Here is an 18,225-nt window from a genome sequence, read left to right as displayed (position 1 = left end):
TTAATGAATACGACCAAAAAAGGAAATGAATTTGAGGAAAGAGTTTATCTCCTTTTGGAGAAGGCAATAGATGAAGGAATATTAGGTATGGATGGGAAGTATTGTAAGCTAAGAAAGAAACCCAAATACTATTCTAAAGAACGAGAAAGCGATATCATCTTTGATCTGTCGATTGAAGTGTGGCCACCAGGAGCAGCAAACTACATGTTACTGTTTGTGGTAGAATGCAAGAATTACAGCCACCCAATTCCAATTAATGATTTAGAAGAGTTTGATAAGAAAGTTACACAGGTTTCAGGCTTAAATGCTAAAGCTGTGTTCATTACCAATGCAAATCTTCAAGGAACGGGACCTCTTTACGCGAAGAATAGAGGTATTATGTACATAAAAGTATATGATGACAATAGCTACAAAATAGTACTGCATAGTAGCACGAGGAAATTCAGAGTTATTTCGCCAACTGATGAGTTTTCAATTATTGATAATCAACTTCAAAAAGTCCTTAATCCTATTAGTGATAGAGCTAGTATTAGATCTCAAATAGAGAGACTTTCAAGGAATGATATTAATAGGATTGCCAAGTCACTGATAAATAGGATTGATCAGTATATTTTGGAGAGAAAGAGAAAGCTCCCATTACGTGAGTTAGAAAAATATATAACCGGTGAACTCAATGTTGGTATTCAAAAAGTTAACAGTTTAGGAAAAGATTCGGCAGGTAGGAAAATTCGTGCAGCTACGGATTTAGAGAATGGTGTCATTCACGTGTCAAATCAGGTGTCTCAAGGTAGATCCTATCCTTTTATCTTAGCACATGAGCTTGGCCATATACTTTTACATAGCGAAATCGAGCTAAGCCAAATTGAATATGAAGCATTTACAGATGCTGAATTCTCATTTAGCAGTATGAGGTACGTTTTAACCAATGACAGAAATTGGCTTGAATGGCAAGCTAATTGTTTTGCGTCGTCAATTATTTTACCTGACATCTCATTATTGACAAGGTTATTCATGTTCCAAGAACAGTTGGGGATGAGAGTAGGTAAGATATACCTAGATGATCAATGGGCTAACAGAAAATCCTTTTATCAATTGGTGGAAAAGTTGGCTTATTATTTTTACACGACAAAGACGAGCGTTGTATACCGGTTAAATGATCTAGACCAAATCGATAATCACTCTCGGCTTAAGTCTATTGGACAGATTATTGATCAAAATAAAGATGAGTTTCGAGAGTACAATTAAAGAAAAGAGAAACGGTGCCTAACTTAGCTACCAGCGGTGCGACACGAAGTCACTATAAATACTGCTAAATCACTAAAAATGAGTTCATAAAGATAAACATACAGTTATCTTTAATTGCTAGTACTTCCCAGTGTAGTGTTCCGCCAAAATGATGACCGGAAAAATCCCCCAAAAAACTATATTTAGTCTAGCATCGAGTGGGCAGGAAGCCTGAAAAGGACATGCAAAAAAATAGAAAGCCCATAGTAAAAGCCGGCGGCATCATTTAATTTCCCTGCATCCGCCATTCCTGCCTCAAGCAGAATGGCGGATGCAGGGCTTGTCGTTGTATGCCATTACATATGATTATAAATAGCTACAAGTAGTCTTCTATAGGCAAATTAGAAGAGGCTTATAGTAGAATATAAGGTGGAATTAGGGATGGAAATTAATTTGAGATGTTGTCGGAACTAAATATTTTCGATAATCTTATCTTCAGGCTGAGATTTGCAGCGAAGTAATATAGAAGGAGTAATAATGAGTTTTGCAAAAATGTCAAAGGAATTTCTATCAGTACAATTTTGGAGTCAACTGAATGAGTTTTTTAAAAAACTCATTCCTTTAATTAGTTACGTATTGCGAAAAGATAGATACATCTGGTTAATCGTCATTATACTGCTACTGTCATATTTATTTCTTGAAAGAAATTTGACTTGTAATATAAAGAAGGACTACGTGGTTTTGCCTATTTCAAAAATAGAAGACAGCTATTCTGATGTCTTAACATATGCTAAGTTGTTAAATGTAAACTTAACTAGTGGTGACTATATTCGAACTCAGTTAGAAAAAAAGTCTTTAGGCTTTGATCTAGGAAAAGTAAGTGTAGTTCTAAACGAAAATTTACTCTCTATTTCTACCGAAGTATTTTTCGTTAAAGATTTATTTGATGAGGTGAGTAAAAAAAGAAAAATAAAAGAATATTCAAATCAACTTGACGCCATAGTTAACAGGCAGCTAGATTTTTTGGGCAGTAATGTTAGATTACTGGAAAGATATGGAGTGATAGAAAAGATTAATTCAGATTACTTAAACCTAATTGCAATCTTAGTATCCTTATTTTTTGTTAGAGTTCTTTTCTTTTCAGTGACGGGGCGAATTTTTGATGTTTCTCAATTTAAAAAATTAGATATTAACTTTTTAGGTCCTCTTGGAACTGTTAAGAGAGGGAAGGAACCTTTCCATTTTAAAGGAAGTAGAACTATGTATAGTGAAGGCCTTCGTTATATTGAACTGAACCTACGACATCAAACAAACTATTATGAGAAGAAACTATTTAGTGTGACAAGCTCATTGGCAGGGGATGGTAAAACTTCATTTTGTTATAATTTAGCCCTTCTTGTTTCTCAGAGTAAGAGAGTTTTATTGATTGATGCCGATTTAAGAAGACCTCACCTTAGAAGAACTGTAAACCAAAGTTATAATACTGATAAGAAAAATTTAGGCCTTTCTGAATACCTTCAATATGGCAATGTTGAGATAAAGGAAATTCTATATAGCTATGAAGGCCGTGATAAGTTAGATATGATTTTTTCAGGAAATATTCATACTATACCCGTCACTAAGTAGTTTGGGAAAAATTCGTATTTTTTGGCGTGAAAATCAAGCTAAGTCAATCCGAGTACGATCAATTACGTCAAATTCAGAAGCATCCGAATTTGCCCCCGCGTCAATTCCGCAAGGTTACGGTCTTGATTATGTTGCATCAGGGACATAAGATCAAGGTCATTGAGGCTGCGCTGGGTTTGGATGATAATACCATCAGACGTTACGCGAAAGCCTTTTATGAAAAGGGATTGACGGCTTACCTCTTGGATGGGTTTACGCCCTATTCAGGAAAACTGAACGAGGAAGAGATTTTACTCTTGACAGCTCACTTGGAAGAGAACTTGTACGAAGAAGCCGCTTCCATTTGTGAGTATGTTCAAGTAACCTTTGGCGTTATTTATTCGGTATCTGGTATGACTCAGCTCCTGCATCGCATTGGCTTTGTATACAAGCAGACCAAGGCAGTAGCCAGCAAAGCTAACGAACAAGATCAGCTGGATTTTCTAGATGACGTACTGCCCGAACTTTTGGAACAAGCCGTACAAGGAGAAGCAGTAGTATACTACGCTGATGGCTGTCATCCCACCCATAATACCAAAACGGGGAGAGCTTGGATACGCAAGGGCCGAGACTTTGAGGTGGACTGTAATAGCGGTCGTAAACGGGTAAATATCAACGGTGCGATCAATGCACTTAAGCCTGAGCACCTGGTTTATGACATCACTGATTCTATCAATGCACAGTCTACCCAACGGCTGTGCCGGCAATTATTGAAGAAACATCCAAAGAAGAAAATATATCTGATCTGCGATAATGCCCGCTATAATCGCAATAAAATGCTCCAGGACTGGGCCGCTGATCAGCGCATAGAATTTGTATTTCTACCCCCTTATTCTCCTAATTTGAATCTAATAGAGCGGCTTTGGAAGTTTATGCGTAAAAAAGTCATCAGCTCTATTTACTACGATACGTATTCAAAATTCAAAGACGGAATAATTGATTTTCTCAATGACACTAAGTCACACAAGTCAGAGTTACGCAGGCTACTAACGTTGAATTTTCGTTCAGTAGGTGGGACTTCTGTATACGCCCAAACCACTTAGGGACGGGTATAACACAATGGAAATCTTGAGCTTAGAAAGGTTTAAAGGATTAGTATCTATTCTCCAAAATGAATATGATTTAATACTTATTGATACTCCACCTATACTAATGGTTGCTGATGCAATAGTAATTGGGAAAAATACAGATGGGGTAATCTTTGTAAACTCCTTTCATAATTCTAACGAAGAAACTCTTAGAAGTGCCATTGATCTTCTTTCAAAAAATGAAATCCCCTTAATTGGTTTAGTGCTTAATCGGGCCTATAATATAAAGCACAATTTTGGTTACGGATATTCTTATGAATATGAGAAACCAGAGGATGGAGAAGAATAATTGGGCAGCACACAACAAAGCTTGACCGACAAGCCTCGTTCCTCGCACTGTACCCAGGCCAGATTTAAGCACCATAACCTAAATTTAAGCATTAAAATCACATAAACCCTCTCATCCTGTAAGCAAGAGCTCATACATCCGTTTCGCTAACACGACAAGTTCCCCAAAAATCAATACCGCACCAGATTAAACTGCAACATGTGGGTACCAAAGTAATTGGTAAAGGGCAGCGTCAGCTGTAAGCTTTGCCGATCTATTTTGTTAATGGTTCCAGTGCTGTAGCCGGGGGCTTGCACGTAAATATTGTTCCCATTGAGGCTGTAATAGATGTTTTCGGAGCCAAATTCGGTGCTAAGTGTCACAATGCCGTTCGACTGGAAATTGTAGACGGCTCCAATCAGCAACAATAGTGATTGATCTTCTGCTGTGGCATTGTAGGCTACACCATTACGCACCACATTGATGGTACTTACTTGCCAGGTGCCCATCAGTAAATCTGCGGTAGTGGGGCTGGCAGGCGTACTGCCGGGTGTGGGATCATCGGTGTAATCGTCGTCGTAGATAGAGGTATCGTCGTAGTTGGGGAGCGTGTTGTCAAAAATGCCTTCGTTGACCAGTGCTGCGAAAAGGAGGAACAATAAGAAGCATAGGGTAACCCCTACCCCAATCCACATCCCAATACGGCGCTTTGGCGCGTCAGGAGTAGCAGTACCTGCGAAAGAACGTGTTTGAGCACCGCCACTTCTGGTCGAAGTTTTACGCTGACCATTTTGCATTTGCTGCTGGCAATGCGCGATGAGTTTTTCTACTTTGGCATTGTTATTAATCTTCAGGGCTTCCTGAAAATACTCGATGGCCAGTCGGTAGTTTTCTTGCTGCAGTGCCGCCTTGCCGTTTTCGTAATGAGCTAAAAAAGCCAGGTTGCTCTGGCAAAGGTTGATTTGCTCTTCGAGGTACTCCTGAGTAGGGGCAAAGCCGGGGAGGTGAGTTTGGAGTGCCTCTCGGTATTTACTGCGAGCTTCCTCCAGCTTGCGTTCGCCAAATAAGCGTTCAGCGCTTTTTACCAGCTCGTCGAAAGCCAGGCGTAGTTGGGCACGCTCGCTTTCTCGTGCGGCAATTTCCTGTTGGGCTTTTTGGCGTTCGTGGCGGTTTTCTCTGAGTTTTGAGAGCCGCTCTCTAGCCTCGGTGAGGTATTTTCCGGAAGGAGAATATTTGCTGATATAACCTTCATAGCCAAGCTCGGTGTCGTTGATCTTGACGCTCGACCAGACTTCATCTTCTTCCAGTAAATTGATCTTGCGATTGGCGGCGGCTACGTATTTTCCGGCAGGAAAGCCGGCGATGTAATTGCGGTATTCCACCACTTTATCAGCCAGGCACACTTCCTGCCAAACGGCTTCTTCGTCACGGCGCAGGTAAAAGACAAACTCGCCCCCTTCGTCGGCACTATTTTGAATGCGGCCATCAACGGGATGCTGCTTGGCCTGGGTGAAAACAAAGTCTTTGACGTATTTGATGACACTGGTGGTATCCAGTTTTGGCGAAGTATTCTTGCGCAGATAAGTGAGGAGGCCTGCGGAAAAAGGGCTGTTCTCCCCATCGCGGCCATCGGAAACCGTTTCGTAGCGGCCAGAGGTCAGGATACGCCGAGACTTAAACCGCTCGTCGGGAATAGCATTTCTTTTTTGCACCACGAGAGATCCCGAAAAACAACTGTCGACGATTAGCAGCGTATGCTGTGTATCCAGGGCGTTGATTCGCTTGACGATATTGGCATTGCTGATGAAATTACTCTCATCATCGGGCTTAGCATTGACGGGAATCCAGTAACCTTCATCAAATTCGTCATCATAATGGCCGTGGCCGGAATAGTAAACAATGAGGTTGTCCAGTGGCTCCAGCCGCCGTTTCATGTCCCTTAAAGCCTGGTAAATATTGGCCTCGGTGGCCTGTTCATTGTAGAGTGTAAAAATATCTCCGGCCTCAAATTGATATTGACGAGTAAGTACATCAGCAAATTCCTGGGCATCCTTTACGGCATTAGAGAGGCGTTGCCAATGGAGGTAATTGTCGATACCGATGGTGAGCAAATAGTTTTTGCCACTATTTGGAGAGGTATTGCTTCCTTCTTGTCTTCCGAACCCCCTTTGAGTAGCCATACTAAACGGTTTTGGTGTACGATACCCCAATCACTTCGCGACGGGGATACTGCTTTATGAGTCTATCTGTGAAAGGGTTACCAACTTTCGAAGATACGTAAAATTAATACTAACTTTGCGCAAAATTGGCCAACAGGATGGAGATCTTTAAGAAGTTTACGTTTGATTCTGCACATTATTTGCCCAACGTTCACGAAGAACACAAGTGCCGAAGAATGCACGGGCATACCTATATTGTACGCCTGTACATTAGTGGAGAATTGGATCCACACCTGGGCTGGGTGGCAGATTTCGGTGATGTCAAAGCCATCTGGAAACCTATCGAAGAAAGACTCGATCACCGTACCCTCAATGATATTCCTGGCCTGGAAAACCCCACGGCAGAAAACCTTGCCATCTGGATTTGGCGGGAAGTGAAGCCTCAACTGCCGGCACTCTCGCGGGTAGAAGTGTGTGAAAACCCCAGTAGTGGGGTGATCTATCGAGGGGAATACGAGTAGTTTAGTTTTGTCGTAGGGTTGATGTGGGGTTTAATATGGCCAAACGCCAAGTTTGGTAACTGACGGTTAAAAAGGCAATACCTACCAATGTGAGTATGGCTCCTGAAAGTACCCACCAGGGAAAAGTGATCCGGTGTGCATAACCAGCTAGCCATTCGTTCATCCCCAAGTAAGTAATAGGAACCCCAATTACGACGGCGATAAGGATTAACCAGAGGAAATCTTGGAAGAATAATAATACAATACTCGGCACGGTAGCACCCAGTACTTTTCTAATTCCAACCTCTTTTGTACGCTGAAGCGCCAGATAGGAAGACAGCCCCAGTAACCCCATGCACGCTACAAAAATGGCAAGGATGGAAAAAATGAGGAAGATGCTACCAAAGCGCCTATCTGCGGCATATATTTTCGCAAATCGCTCATCAAGAAACGTATAAGCAAAGGGCGCATTGGGGAACATCTCGCGATAGGTGGTTTGAATAAAGTCCAACTGTGCAGCCATTTGCACTCCACTTAATTTCACGACACTGCGCGGAGGTGTGGGAGTGTAATAAAGAATGGTAGGCTCTACCTGCTGTTTTAAAGTAGAGCGATTGAAATCATCAATAACCCCTACGATGGGTAACCTTGCTGCATTTGGGCCTTCTCTTAGTTGCAGCAACTCGCCAACAGCAAGGCTCGGATCAGCAATATTCAATAATTTCAGGAAGGCTGCATTAACCATAACAGCATTAGAGTCGGCAGCAATTTCTCGATCAAAATTACGGCCGGCAAGCGTGGCTATGTTAAGTACATCAAGATAGTTGTCATCTGCACCGGTGAGATATATGGTAGATTTAACAATATCGGTTTGACCAGGTATACTTACGCCACTGCTGGTAGAGTTGATGTCAAAACTCTGTCCACCAGGCATATTCTGAATGCCACCAACACTTTTTATTTCAGGCTTAGCTAATAGGGCATTTTCAAAAGCCCTGATCTTACTGATATATGCTTCACGTGACATATCCTCAGGGTCGGGTCTTTCAAAACCAATGACATGGGTGGTGTTCATTCCCATTTTTGTATTGGTAAGAAAATCTACCTGTCGGTAAATAATCACTGTACTGGCGATCAGTAAAAGGGAAGCGGCAAACTGCACAACTACTAGCAATTTACGTAAGAATATCCCTTTTGGGGTCCGGCTAAAAGCACCACGCAGAGCATTGATGGGTTGAAAAGAGGAAAGTACAATAGCGGGATAGAAGGCTGTAGCGATCGTACCTACAAGAAAGAAAATCGCCAATTGCCCTAAGAAATAGGAATTGAAAAAAACATTGTGGACGACTGTATTACCTACGAGCCCGTTGAAATAGGGGGTAAGCGCAAAAGCCAACAGAAGAGCTGCTAAGGCACCAAATAAATTGATAAGCAAGGATTCGAAAAAAAACTGCCCAATAAGTTGCTTTTGCTGAGCACCAACAACTTTGCGTAAACCTACTTCTTTGGCGCGTTCTACCGCCTTTGCAGTAGACAGATTAATATAATTGATCCATGCAATGAGCAGAATGAAAATAGAGATGATACTCAAAAAATTAACGGCTTTGGCACTACCGTGAACCTGAGGTTCGAAAGTGAAATCAGAATAAAGATGAATATCTTTTACGGGTTGAAGATTAAAAAAAAGTTGATCCTCTTCGCCAATGTATTTCTTGGCAAGCGCGAGGAGTTTTTTCTCTACTTGTGCCAACTTTGCCCCAGCGTCCAACAAGACATAAGTGTAATAATTGTAGCCATCCCATCCGTTTTCTTCCAGCTCTTCCTGGTAGCTGGCCAGTGATACAAGTATATCAAAATGGTAGTGCGTGTTTTCGGGAACATCGTCAATAACTCCGGTAACAGTAAAAGCCTGATTGAATTCATCGAGGTCTTCAATCGTTTTACCAATGGGATTTTCTTCGCCAAAATACTTCACGGCCTGGGTTTTGGTCAAGACGATACTGAAGGGAGCGGAAAGCATCGTCTTTGGGTCGCCCTGAAGTACGGGATAAGCAAAAAGGTCAAGAAAATTGGTGTCTACAGCAATGACGTTGAGTTCTTCGATCGGTTGATTGCGCTTACGAAATACCATCCGTTCCGTTTTATAGGTTGTCGTAGCGTTGATAATTTCAGGGATTTCTTCCACGAGCATAGCGCCGGATGAGGCAAAGGACATCGCGTCGCGTGTATCTATTTTCCCGTTTACTATTTGATCAGTAGTGACGCGGTAGAGCTCGTCGGCAGCATAATGGAAATTATCGTAGCTCTTTTCAAAAGCAGTGTATTGCTGTAAAAAAAGGAAAGCAGTAAGCCCTAAAGCCAGACCTGAAATAAAAATGGTGGTCTGAAAAGGTTGCTTGCGGAGGCTACGAAAGCCGATTTTTAGATAGCTACGAAACATGATGGGAAGGTGTTTAGTATGGATTAACGCTACACTTGCTTTTTTGACAATGAAAATGTATCCTGTTGTTAAAGAGATGTGTATAAATAGAAAGCCCCCCTATTCTAAGCGTATTTGGTTTGTTAATATCATGTCACCTTTCTGTCTTGACCAGACAATATACTGCTATCTGCTTGGTGCTTTGGGTCTTTGTGCCCTATTTTTGTGGTTGACTAATATCCTATCTTTGCCAGACTACATTCAGTTAACAGCTGATGCTTCTGCGTGGCTGACAACTATCTGTGTTTCAAACTGTTTTGTTTTTCAATGCCTAATTTTTTTTCTTATGTCAACTTACACCGATCAACAGATCCAGCAAGCCTTAGCCGATTGGCCGGTTCGCTTCAAGAAGTATGCTCAGTCAGACAGTAGCCGGGCTATTCTTCAGATCATTACTTCCTTCGGGCCATTCATCGCTATTTGGGCGCTGATGTACCAGAGCCTGGAATGGTCGTACGGTATCACCTGGGCTTTGGCTTTGCTGAATGCTTTTTTTACCGTTCGTATTTTTATTATCCAACACGATTGTGGCCACCGCTCCTTTTTCAAAGACCAGCGTTGGAACAAGATTGTGGGCTGGATAGCCAGTTTGTTTACTTTTATTCCTTTCCAGTACTGGGCACAGGTACACGATTTTCATCATGGCCACAGCGGACAGTTGGAGGTACGCGATATTGGTGATATTCAAACCATGACCGCCAAGGAATACGCTGAAGCTACGCCACGCCAGCGTTTGGCTTATCGCATTTTTCGGATGCCACTGATTACTTTTGTTGTCGGGCCGGTTATTTATTTGATTCGTAACAACAGGTTTACGCTGGTGAAATTACAAGGCTGGCAAAACAACCGCAAGTGGCTGGCACTGAACAATCTGTTCCTGTTCACGGCTTACGGCCTGGGCATGTGGGCTTTTGGTTGGAAAACGTTCTTGATGATCCAATTGCCAATTGTCTTCTTGTTCGCCATCATTGCCGTTTGGTTTTTCTTTGTCCAACATCAGCACGAACTGGCTTACAAGCATTGGAAAGACAACTGGGATTACCTCTTGAGTGCCATTCGCGGCAGTAGCTTTTACAAGTTGCCGGGTTGGTTGCACTTCCTTACGGGGAATATTGGTTACCACCATATCCACCACCTAAACAGCCGTATCCCCAGTTACAACCTGATACGCTGTGCGGAGGAAAATCCAGATTTGCAGCAGTACGTTACCTCGGTGACCTTCTTCGAAAGCCTGCAATTTATGTTCCACAAACTTTGGGACGAACAGACCGAGCGGATGATCACCTTCAAAGAATTTTATCAGCGCTATGAGCCGGCGGCGTAAAGCTTAAACACAGGTTTTACGATAATAAAAAAGGGCTTCGGCCCGCTTGTTTTCCTTTTAGGGATAGAAACAAGCGGGTCGAAGCCCTTTTTACGTAGTAGGATGCGGCTGCTTCGCTGACCCCTTAAAGTAGCGTATAAAGGGATAGTAAACAATTAGGTATTGATTCCCAATATCGATTTGAAAAGCCAGTGGTAGGAAATTTATCAGATGCTTCTACTAGCGATATCAAAAATCCCTATACCCCTGTCCGCTTGGCCAGGCGGGCTATACCCAGTACATAATACCGTAAAATTCACCTTCAGGCAAACCGACTTTAGCGTATACCTGAAGGTGAATTTTACCCTAATTCCCCACCATAAACAGAGCATTGCTAAACAGGAAAGTCCCGTTTTCCCAGAAGCCACGGTAAAGCGGATTATCCACCAGGTAAACCATTTGGCCACCACCGTGCCGCTTCACGCCGTACACCAAGGTATTTTTCATCTTTTCTTTCGCGTTGCTACCTACAAAACCACTGATCATGGGGTCGTCACCAATGGTGCCAATATTCCAACCACTGCTGAGCGGTTCATAAGCGGAGGTGCCTGTTTTAAGCGAAAAGTAAGTTTCCCCTAAACCAAAAGCCAAGGGATGGGAAGTGTCCATCTTTACACTAAAAATAGCACCGGGAATAGCATCAGCAATGCTACGACGCTCTGCTCCAGCGTAACTGTGGTCCTGATGAGGGGGGCTGGGTTCATTATCGCTGGTAGCGCTTTTGTAGCTGAGACCAAACCCATCCTGACCTACTAATGAAGACAAGGCATCACCAATGGCAATCAGCTTGCCACCACTGCGAACCCAGTTTTTAATGTTTTCACCTGCTCCATCATTCATTGGGTAGTAGCCTTCGGGCAAAATAAGGATGTCGATATCTTCGCCCGTCCAGGATTCCAAATCATCGGGGTAGTAGATATGGATAGGATAGTCCAGGCGTTGCTCAAAGAAATGCCATACCTGGCCTGCTTCATTGGAATAAGTGCCCTCACCGGCTACCATCGCTACGCGAGGTGCTTTCAGCAACATCATAGAAGACGAGCCCAAATCCGGGCCATTGTCCGTGAAGCCCGTTGTGATGGCATCCACACTGATCTTATTGGTTCGGATGATGTCGCGTACGACACTATCGAAATCATCTCTTTTACGGTTGTCGGCCTGGGTGATCACCAGTGTTCCTGCCTGGTATTGCTTGCCGCGAAGTTGGAAATCAGTACTGGCAGCTCTTACCTGCACATCTGCTTTGAAAAGCTGGGCAAGAAAATGTGCTTCCTTGGTAGATTCCCAGGGAATTAGATAGGCATAAGGTGTTTGATTGCTACCCAGGTTATTGGTGTAAGGAGCTGGCTCGTAACCTTTTTTCACATTTACGCGCGTCGTACTCGCAAAAGCGTTAAGGCCATAAGCATAAGGCAGGCTCCAAGCCGTGATATCGTAAGTGAGAGAATCGACGACCTCGGTGGTAGGATCAAGCAATACCTGGGTCAGCACCGAACGAGGCTGGTAGGCGCTGATGACCAAATCATTGTTGCCAATGCTGATATTTTCCCGCTTCCCATTTTGGTAGTTGTAGGCGTTGACGGTGCTGGAGCTTGCCGCAGTGCCGTATTCAATTCCATTGCGATCCAAAAACTGAAGGAGGGCCTCCATTCTTGGCTGCTGGTTATCTCCTTTGATGATGTAGGTCTTGTAAGACCCCGTAGGATTGTCGGCCGCTCTTTTGAAGTAATCGGTAAACTGATTTACCAAACGATCCACACTCTTACTCGCAATTTCAATGGTGCTCAAAGAAGTAGTGCGGTGATGTGCCACCCGGTCGTAGAGGGTCAGTGTATCACTATTAGGCAACAAAATAGCTGCGCCACCTTTACTGTGACCACCTTGCTCGTAAGTCATTCCTACAGATCCATTGAAGGTGGGGTAGGTATCACCGTAGCTAGGGTAAAGCAGATCAAATACCTCCCGCGTGAAATAGAGCCAGCCATTTTGGTCGAAATATTTGGCGTGGTTTTTTCCGATTTCTGTTTGGAAATCACTTTGCCATTCGGTAATGTAAGCGTGAAAAGGTTGGGCAGCGGGTGCAAAATAGTAAGGATTATCAAACCACTGCTCGTGCAGATCGGCATGGATATGGGGCATCCATTGGTGGTATTTCACGATCCGTTGCTGCGATTCCACCTGCGTCTGCCAGGCCCAATCACGGTTGAGGTCAAACATATAGTGGTTGGTACGACCACCGGGCCAGGGCTCGCGGTGCTCGCGAACATCAGGATTAATATCACGACTGGTGGTGGCTACGCCCCGGTACCAACTGGTATAGCGGGAATACCCATCAGGATTGACCGAAGGGTCGATAATGACGATGGTATTTTTGAGCCACTCCTGGGCAGCTTTGTTATTGGGATCCACGAGATCGTAGATGACCCCCATGCTGGATTCTGAGCCGGCCGCTTCGTTGCCGTGGACACTGTAGCTCAGCCAGACGATAGCACGGTCGAGCGCAGGGTCTGGTGTGCCTTTTTCTATACCCGCACGACGGAGATGATTCAGGCGAATGGCTTCGATTTGAGCCATATTTTCTTGTGTAGAAACGACGGCCAACAGGAGCGGGCGTTGCTCGTTGGTGCGGCCATATTCTTCGAGTTGGACCGCCTTGCTGTTGGCCGCAACGTGCTCGAAATAATCCACCAGCAAGTGGTGAGGCGTAAAGGTTTGTCCCAGGCGATGGGGAAGGAAATTATCAGGACTTTGTAGCTGGCCCAAAAGCAATAAAGGCAAGCAGGCGACCAAAAGCCCAATGGTATAACGTAGTGAGATCATCATACTGTAGTGAAATAAAAAATGATGTGAATACTCATTCCCTAACGGAAAATTTCACAATATTAGAAGATTATTAGTAAATGAAGAGCTAAAATAGACATCCTGTGTTCAATACCATCATCTCCGCAGTAGAATTAGCGTCAGAATTGGCGAATCCCAATTGGCTGGTCATTGATTGCCGCCACGATCTGGACGACCTGGCTTATGGCCAACGTGCTTATGACCATGCTCATATCCCGGGGGCCATCTTCGCTCATCTGGAGGAAGACCTGAGTGGGCCCATCGTTCCGGGAAAGACCGGGCGGCACCCACTGCCCTGTATTACGGCAATGGAACAATTGTTCAGCCGTTGGGGAATCAGCCCTGCGACGCAGGTGGTCGTTTATGATGACAAGCGCGGTGCCATCGCTGCTCGCCTGTGGTGGATGTTGCGCTACCTGGGGCACGAGGCCGTGGCGGTGCTCGACGGCGGACTGGCCACTTGGGAAAAAGCAGGCTTGCCGCAGAACACAGAAGTACGCAAGCTGTCGCCGGTAAATTTTGTAGCTAAAGCACAAAAAGACTGGACCAATGATGCCGCAGCCTTAGATCATTTACGTACCGCTCCTGACGCTGTTGTCGTAGATTCCCGCGCTCCCGAACGCTACCGCGGAGAAGTAGAGCCCATCGATCCCGTAGCGGGCCACGTACCCGGCGCCATCAACCTGCCCTTCGCCGACAATTGGACCAGCGAAGGACTGCTAAAATCACCCGCAGAACTGCGTGCCCGTTTTGCTGATCTACCAGCAGCAGAAAAGACCACCTTCTACTGTGGTTCCGGCGTCACCGCCTGCCATAATATCCTCGCCTACGCACACGCCGGCTTAGGCGACGCCCGCCTGTACCCCGGCTCCTGGAGTGATTGGATTACGGTTGAGGGGCGAGGGGTTGAGGTGGGGTGAGGGCTGCGAATGGGGTAGAAAAGGCTTTTTTGTAAGTAGGTAAAAGGGGGGATACAAGGTTTTAGTGCAATGCAAATAAGGGGACGTTCGCTCAACTCTTCGGGTAAATAGAATTCTAGGTGAAAGAGAATATGTATAGGTTTTATTTGGTCAATTTGATAAAGTACTCAAATTGACTTATTTTAGTAGGCTAAGAGCTGTTATATATAAAACAATAGAGCAGATGGGATTAATAATAGGAGAAGATGTGCTGCTGAATGCCAATATGTCGCCTGACGATCTGTTGATAGAAATCGCAGTACACCTGTACGATATAGGCCGATTAACTTTAGGTCAAGCCAGGAATATGGCGGGACTAGACCAGATTTCTTTTCAATTGGAAATGTCAAAGAGAGATGTGTTAATAAAATACGATTATGAAGATTTTCTAGATGACCTTGACTCAATTAAGGCATATAAAGAAATGAAAGAATAGTGGTAGTAGTAAGCGATACAACAGCAATAACTAACTTGTTGAAAATTAAGTTATTACTGATAATGAAGGGGCTTTATAGAGAAATCTTAATCCCTAATGAAGTATATAAAGAATTAGCAGCCCTTTCAAAGCAGAAAAAAGTAATTGATTCCTTTGACTGGATAAAGATAGTGGAGATAAAGAATCGGAATTTATACGAGGAGTTAAGAGAAAAACTGGATAAAGGAGAATCAGAAGCGATCGTATTAGCCCTTGAGCTGAATTCGGATTTTCTTGTAATGGATGAGGCAAAAGGAAGAAGGATAGCAAGATCATATGGAATTAGAATAATTGGCCTTTTAGGTATTCTAGTATTGGCAAAAGAAGAAGGTCTAATACCAAAGGTTGAGCCTTACATGAAGGATTTAAAAGAAAAAATGGGTTTCAGAATAAGTGAAAAATTGTATAAGGATATCCTCATTAGAGTAAATGAAGGATAAGAGAAATTAGGAATGAGACTGTTTAGTAATGTGCTGTAAGCAAAGCATCGCTGTTAATCCAACCAACAACCGTTAATCACACACCCCCCCAACCCATGAACCCCAAAGTAGACACCTTCCTCAGTAAAGCCGATCAATGGCAGGAAGAAATGGCGGAACTAAGAACCATCCTCCTCGACTGTGATTTGACAGAGGAATGGAAGTGGCGTTCTCCTTGCTATACCTTTCAAGGGAGCAACATTGCTATCATTGGTGGATTTAAGACCCATTGTGTGCTCAGCTTTTTCAAAGGGGCCTTGCTCCAAAACCCGGAAGGAATCCTGGAAAAACCGGGAGAGAATATTCAGGCTGCACGTGTGATTCGATTTACCAATAGCAAAGAAATTACAGCAAAAAAATCCACCTTGGAAGCATATATTTTTGAAGCCATCGAAGTGGAAAAAGCAGGATTGAGGATCGATTTTAAAGAAAAAAACGAACTCGTTCTGGTAGAAGAATTACTACATAAGTTCGAAGAACTCCCCGCCTTCAAAACCGCCTTTGAGGCACTGACCCCAGGGCGACAAAGGGGCTACAACCTGTTTTTCTCCGCCGGAAAACAATCCCAAACCCGCACAGCAAGGATAGAAAAGTACATTGAGCGGATTCTCGATGGAAAAGGCATCAACGACTGCGTCTGTGGCCTGTCCAACAAGATGCCTTCCTGCGACGGATCGCACAAGTACATTTAGAGACGGTTCGCTAAGTGAACAGTTGATGTTAACCGGGGTACTGTACCTTTTCGTATTTAAAATACCCTATACTAAGTACCCCGTACCCAATACCGTGAGGCTTGCCTCAATTATCTCTCTTCTAGGAACATACAAGGTAAGCCTCACGCACTCACTCATCAGGCCGCAAACCAAAGCGCTTCACCAGCTCCTTTACGGCGGGGTTCTGTTCCACCATCATCTGGTACTTTTCGCGGGCGTTGAGGGTCTTGGGCTTTACTTTTACCTCTTCTTTGCGCATGCTGGCATCCACTTCCACTTTCAACATCAGGTCGGGCGCTTTTAGCTCTTGGCGCAAGGTTTCAGTGAGGTCATGCTCTTCCCGAATGGCACTCTCTATCAAAATGGAGCTGACCTTGGCGGTAATGGTCATGTGCTCCAGCGAGAGTTCTACCCCCTGTAGCTGAAAACGCAAGCTGTCGCGTTCAACGGATGCGACGTATTTATCCCAGGCTTTTTGTACCTCGTTGAGTTGGAGTTTATCAACCGTTTCTACCTTGATTTTATCTTCCTCCTTGAGCTGGGCCAACATACTGCTCAGGTTGGCCTTGGCCATGGTGTTGGCCTGTTCTTTGATGGGGATGGACGTTGTGGGAGGTGCTTTTTTGTTTAGTTCTGTCGAGGAGTTGGCTTGCTGGTTGGTCGTTGTAGCGGCGGGTGCTTGTGGGGTATTTCCCGGGCTGGTGGAGGGCGGTGCAATTCCTACCGAAGGCACATCGGCAGCGTTGGCCACGGGGCTACTTACGTTCGCGTCAGGCGTTTTTTTTTCCTGGGTTGCTGGGGCTGCCAGCGGTTGATCAGCAATCCGGAAAGCTCTTCCTATGCTGGCCATCTTGATGAGCGTCATCTCCACGTGGAGCCGTTTGTTGCGGGCCAGTTTGTAATTGAGGTCGCAATCGTTGGCCAGGTTGAGCGTCGTCAGGATGAAATCACTGCCGCTCAGGCGTGCCTGCTGTTGGTACCGGTCCCGCAGGCTATCACTGGCATCCAGCAGGCTCAGGGTTTGCTCGTCTTTGCAAACGAGGATATTGCGCAAATGCTCCGCCAGGCCCGTGACGAACAAGTCGCCATCAAATCCCTTGCGCTGAATATCGTCGAAGATCACAAGCGTCTGCTGAATATCTTCGGCCAACAAGGCATCCACCACCCGGAAGTAGTAGTCGTAATCCAGCACATTGAGGTTCGTAATTACGTCCTCGTAAGAAATCTGCTTGCCGGAAAACGAAACGATCCGGTCAAAAATAGAAAGCGCATCCCGCAGGGCACCATCGGCTTTTTGGGCTACGATGTGCAAGGCATCCGCATCGGCCTTGATCCCTTCTTGTTCACAAATATCTGCCAGGTGGGCCACCATGTCCGGTGTCTGAATCCGCTTGAAATCAAAAATCTGACAGCGGGAGAGAATCGTAGGAATAATCTTGTGCTTCTCCGTGGTCGCCAGAATAAAGATGGCGTAGGAAGGCGGCTCTTCCAAGGTTTTCAGAAAGGCATTGAACGCCGCCTGAGAAAGCATGTGTACCTCATCAATGATGAACACCTTGTACTTGCCCTGCTGCGGCTGAAACCTCACCTGCTCAATCAGCGCCCGAATGTGCTCCACCGAGTTGTTACTGGCAGCATCCAGCTCGGTAATATTGAAAGAAGCATTTTGGCTGAACGAAACACAGTTGTCACAAGTATTACAAGGCTCAAAATCGGCCGTAGGGTTTTGGCAATTGAGCGTCTTCGCCAAAATTCGGGCGCAGGTCGTTTTACCCACTCCCCGAGGCCCACAAAAAAGAAAAGCGTGGGCCAGGTGATCACTCTGCAAAGCATTTTTGAGGGTCAGGGACACGTGCTGTTGCCCCACCACTTCATCAAAGCGCTGGGGGCGATACTTGCGGGCCGAAACAACAAAATTGCTCATAGAGAATATTCTTTCCTACAAAGATAATCAATAAAAATAGGTCTTGATCCAAGCCCAGTATTCGTAACGATTTTTAAAAACCCAAACG

General features: G+C 44.6%; 14 protein-coding genes. 10 read left to right on the top strand and 4 right to left on the bottom strand.

The features are described from left to right. Positions 1-3 precede the first annotated feature (3 nt). The 4 genes from AB0L18_RS08060 (at position 4) to AB0L18_RS08045 (ending at position 4,266) form a co-directional block, all read left to right on the top strand. Positions 4-1,245 carry an ImmA/IrrE family metallo-endopeptidase gene (locus AB0L18_RS08060; protein ID WP_367392076.1) on the top strand — a complete coding sequence of 414 codons (1,242 nt, stop codon included), beginning with the start codon at positions 4-6 and terminating at the stop codon, positions 1,243-1,245. Positions 1,246-1,776: 531 nt separating this feature from the next. Further along, a complete protein-coding gene (locus AB0L18_RS08055) occupies positions 1,777-2,850 on the top strand; it encodes a hypothetical protein (protein ID WP_367392075.1) in 1,074 nt (357 codons plus the stop codon). Between the two features lie 26 nt (positions 2,851-2,876). Further along, the gene (locus tag AB0L18_RS08050) at positions 2,877-3,932 is read left to right on the top strand and encodes an IS630 family transposase (RefSeq protein WP_367388028.1); all 1,056 of its coding nucleotides are present in this window, start codon (positions 2,877-2,879) and stop codon (positions 3,930-3,932) included. Positions 3,933-3,948: 16 nt separating this feature from the next. Next, positions 3,949-4,266 carry a tyrosine-protein kinase family protein gene (locus AB0L18_RS08045; RefSeq protein ID WP_367392074.1) on the top strand — a complete coding sequence of 106 codons (318 nt, stop codon included), beginning with the start codon at positions 3,949-3,951 and terminating at the stop codon, positions 4,264-4,266. Positions 4,267-4,436: 170 nt separating this feature from the next. Here AB0L18_RS08045 and AB0L18_RS08040 read toward each other — a convergent pair whose 3' ends face one another. Continuing rightward, positions 4,437-6,425, bottom strand: coding sequence for a caspase family protein (locus AB0L18_RS08040; protein WP_367392073.1), 1,989 nt, complete (start codon positions 6,423-6,425; stop codon positions 4,437-4,439). A gap of 137 nt (positions 6,426-6,562) precedes the next feature. Here AB0L18_RS08040 and queD point away from each other — a divergent pair, with 137 nt between their 5' ends. Beyond that, complete coding sequence (gene queD / locus AB0L18_RS08035) at positions 6,563-6,925, top strand: 6-carboxytetrahydropterin synthase QueD (protein WP_367392072.1); 363 nt, start codon at positions 6,563-6,565, stop codon at positions 6,923-6,925. A 1-nt stretch (position 6,926) separates the two neighbouring features. Here the strand turns inward: queD and AB0L18_RS08030 are convergent, their stop codons facing one another. Next, a complete protein-coding gene (locus AB0L18_RS08030; protein ID WP_367392071.1) occupies positions 6,927-9,344 on the bottom strand; it encodes an ABC transporter permease in 2,418 nt (805 codons plus the stop codon). A gap of 325 nt (positions 9,345-9,669) precedes the next feature. Between AB0L18_RS08030 and AB0L18_RS08025 the strand changes: the two genes are divergently transcribed. Continuing rightward, positions 9,670-10,707 (top strand): fatty acid desaturase, encoded by a 1,038-nt coding sequence (locus AB0L18_RS08025; protein ID WP_367392070.1) that lies wholly within the window; start codon positions 9,670-9,672, stop codon positions 10,705-10,707. Positions 10,708-11,052: 345 nt separating this feature from the next. Here AB0L18_RS08025 and AB0L18_RS08020 read toward each other — a convergent pair whose 3' ends face one another. Next, complete coding sequence (locus AB0L18_RS08020; RefSeq protein ID WP_367392069.1) at positions 11,053-13,569, bottom strand: M14 family zinc carboxypeptidase; 2,517 nt, start codon at positions 13,567-13,569, stop codon at positions 11,053-11,055. Positions 13,570-13,670: 101 nt separating this feature from the next. Here AB0L18_RS08020 and AB0L18_RS08015 point away from each other — a divergent pair, with 101 nt between their 5' ends. The 4 genes from AB0L18_RS08015 to AB0L18_RS08000 all read left to right on the top strand — a co-directional run bounded on the left by AB0L18_RS08015 (position 13,671) and on the right by AB0L18_RS08000 (position 16,192). Beyond that, on the top strand, positions 13,671-14,507 hold the full coding sequence (locus AB0L18_RS08015) for a sulfurtransferase (protein ID WP_367392068.1): 837 nt from the start codon (positions 13,671-13,673) through the stop codon (positions 14,505-14,507). Between the two features lie 223 nt (positions 14,508-14,730). Further along, on the top strand, positions 14,731-14,982 hold the full coding sequence (locus tag AB0L18_RS08010; protein WP_367392067.1) for a UPF0175 family protein: 252 nt from the start codon (positions 14,731-14,733) through the stop codon (positions 14,980-14,982). Between the two features lie 38 nt (positions 14,983-15,020). Beyond that, positions 15,021-15,461, top strand: coding sequence for a DUF3368 domain-containing protein (locus tag AB0L18_RS08005; RefSeq protein ID WP_367392066.1), 441 nt, complete (start codon positions 15,021-15,023; stop codon positions 15,459-15,461). A gap of 95 nt (positions 15,462-15,556) precedes the next feature. Continuing rightward, positions 15,557-16,192 (top strand): DUF1801 domain-containing protein, encoded by a 636-nt coding sequence (locus AB0L18_RS08000; protein WP_367392065.1) that lies wholly within the window; start codon positions 15,557-15,559, stop codon positions 16,190-16,192. A gap of 151 nt (positions 16,193-16,343) precedes the next feature. Here the strand turns inward: AB0L18_RS08000 and AB0L18_RS07995 are convergent, their stop codons facing one another. Further along, positions 16,344-18,137, bottom strand: coding sequence for a DNA polymerase III subunit gamma/tau (locus AB0L18_RS07995; RefSeq protein WP_367392064.1), 1,794 nt, complete (start codon positions 18,135-18,137; stop codon positions 16,344-16,346). Positions 18,138-18,225 lie beyond the last annotated feature (88 nt).

Source organism: Lewinella sp. LCG006 (assembly GCF_040784935.1).
GTDB lineage: Bacteria > Bacteroidota > Bacteroidia > Chitinophagales > Saprospiraceae > Lewinella.
The sequence above is the reverse complement of the archived record's forward strand: the minus strand, read 5'-3'. Positions and strand labels throughout refer to the sequence as shown.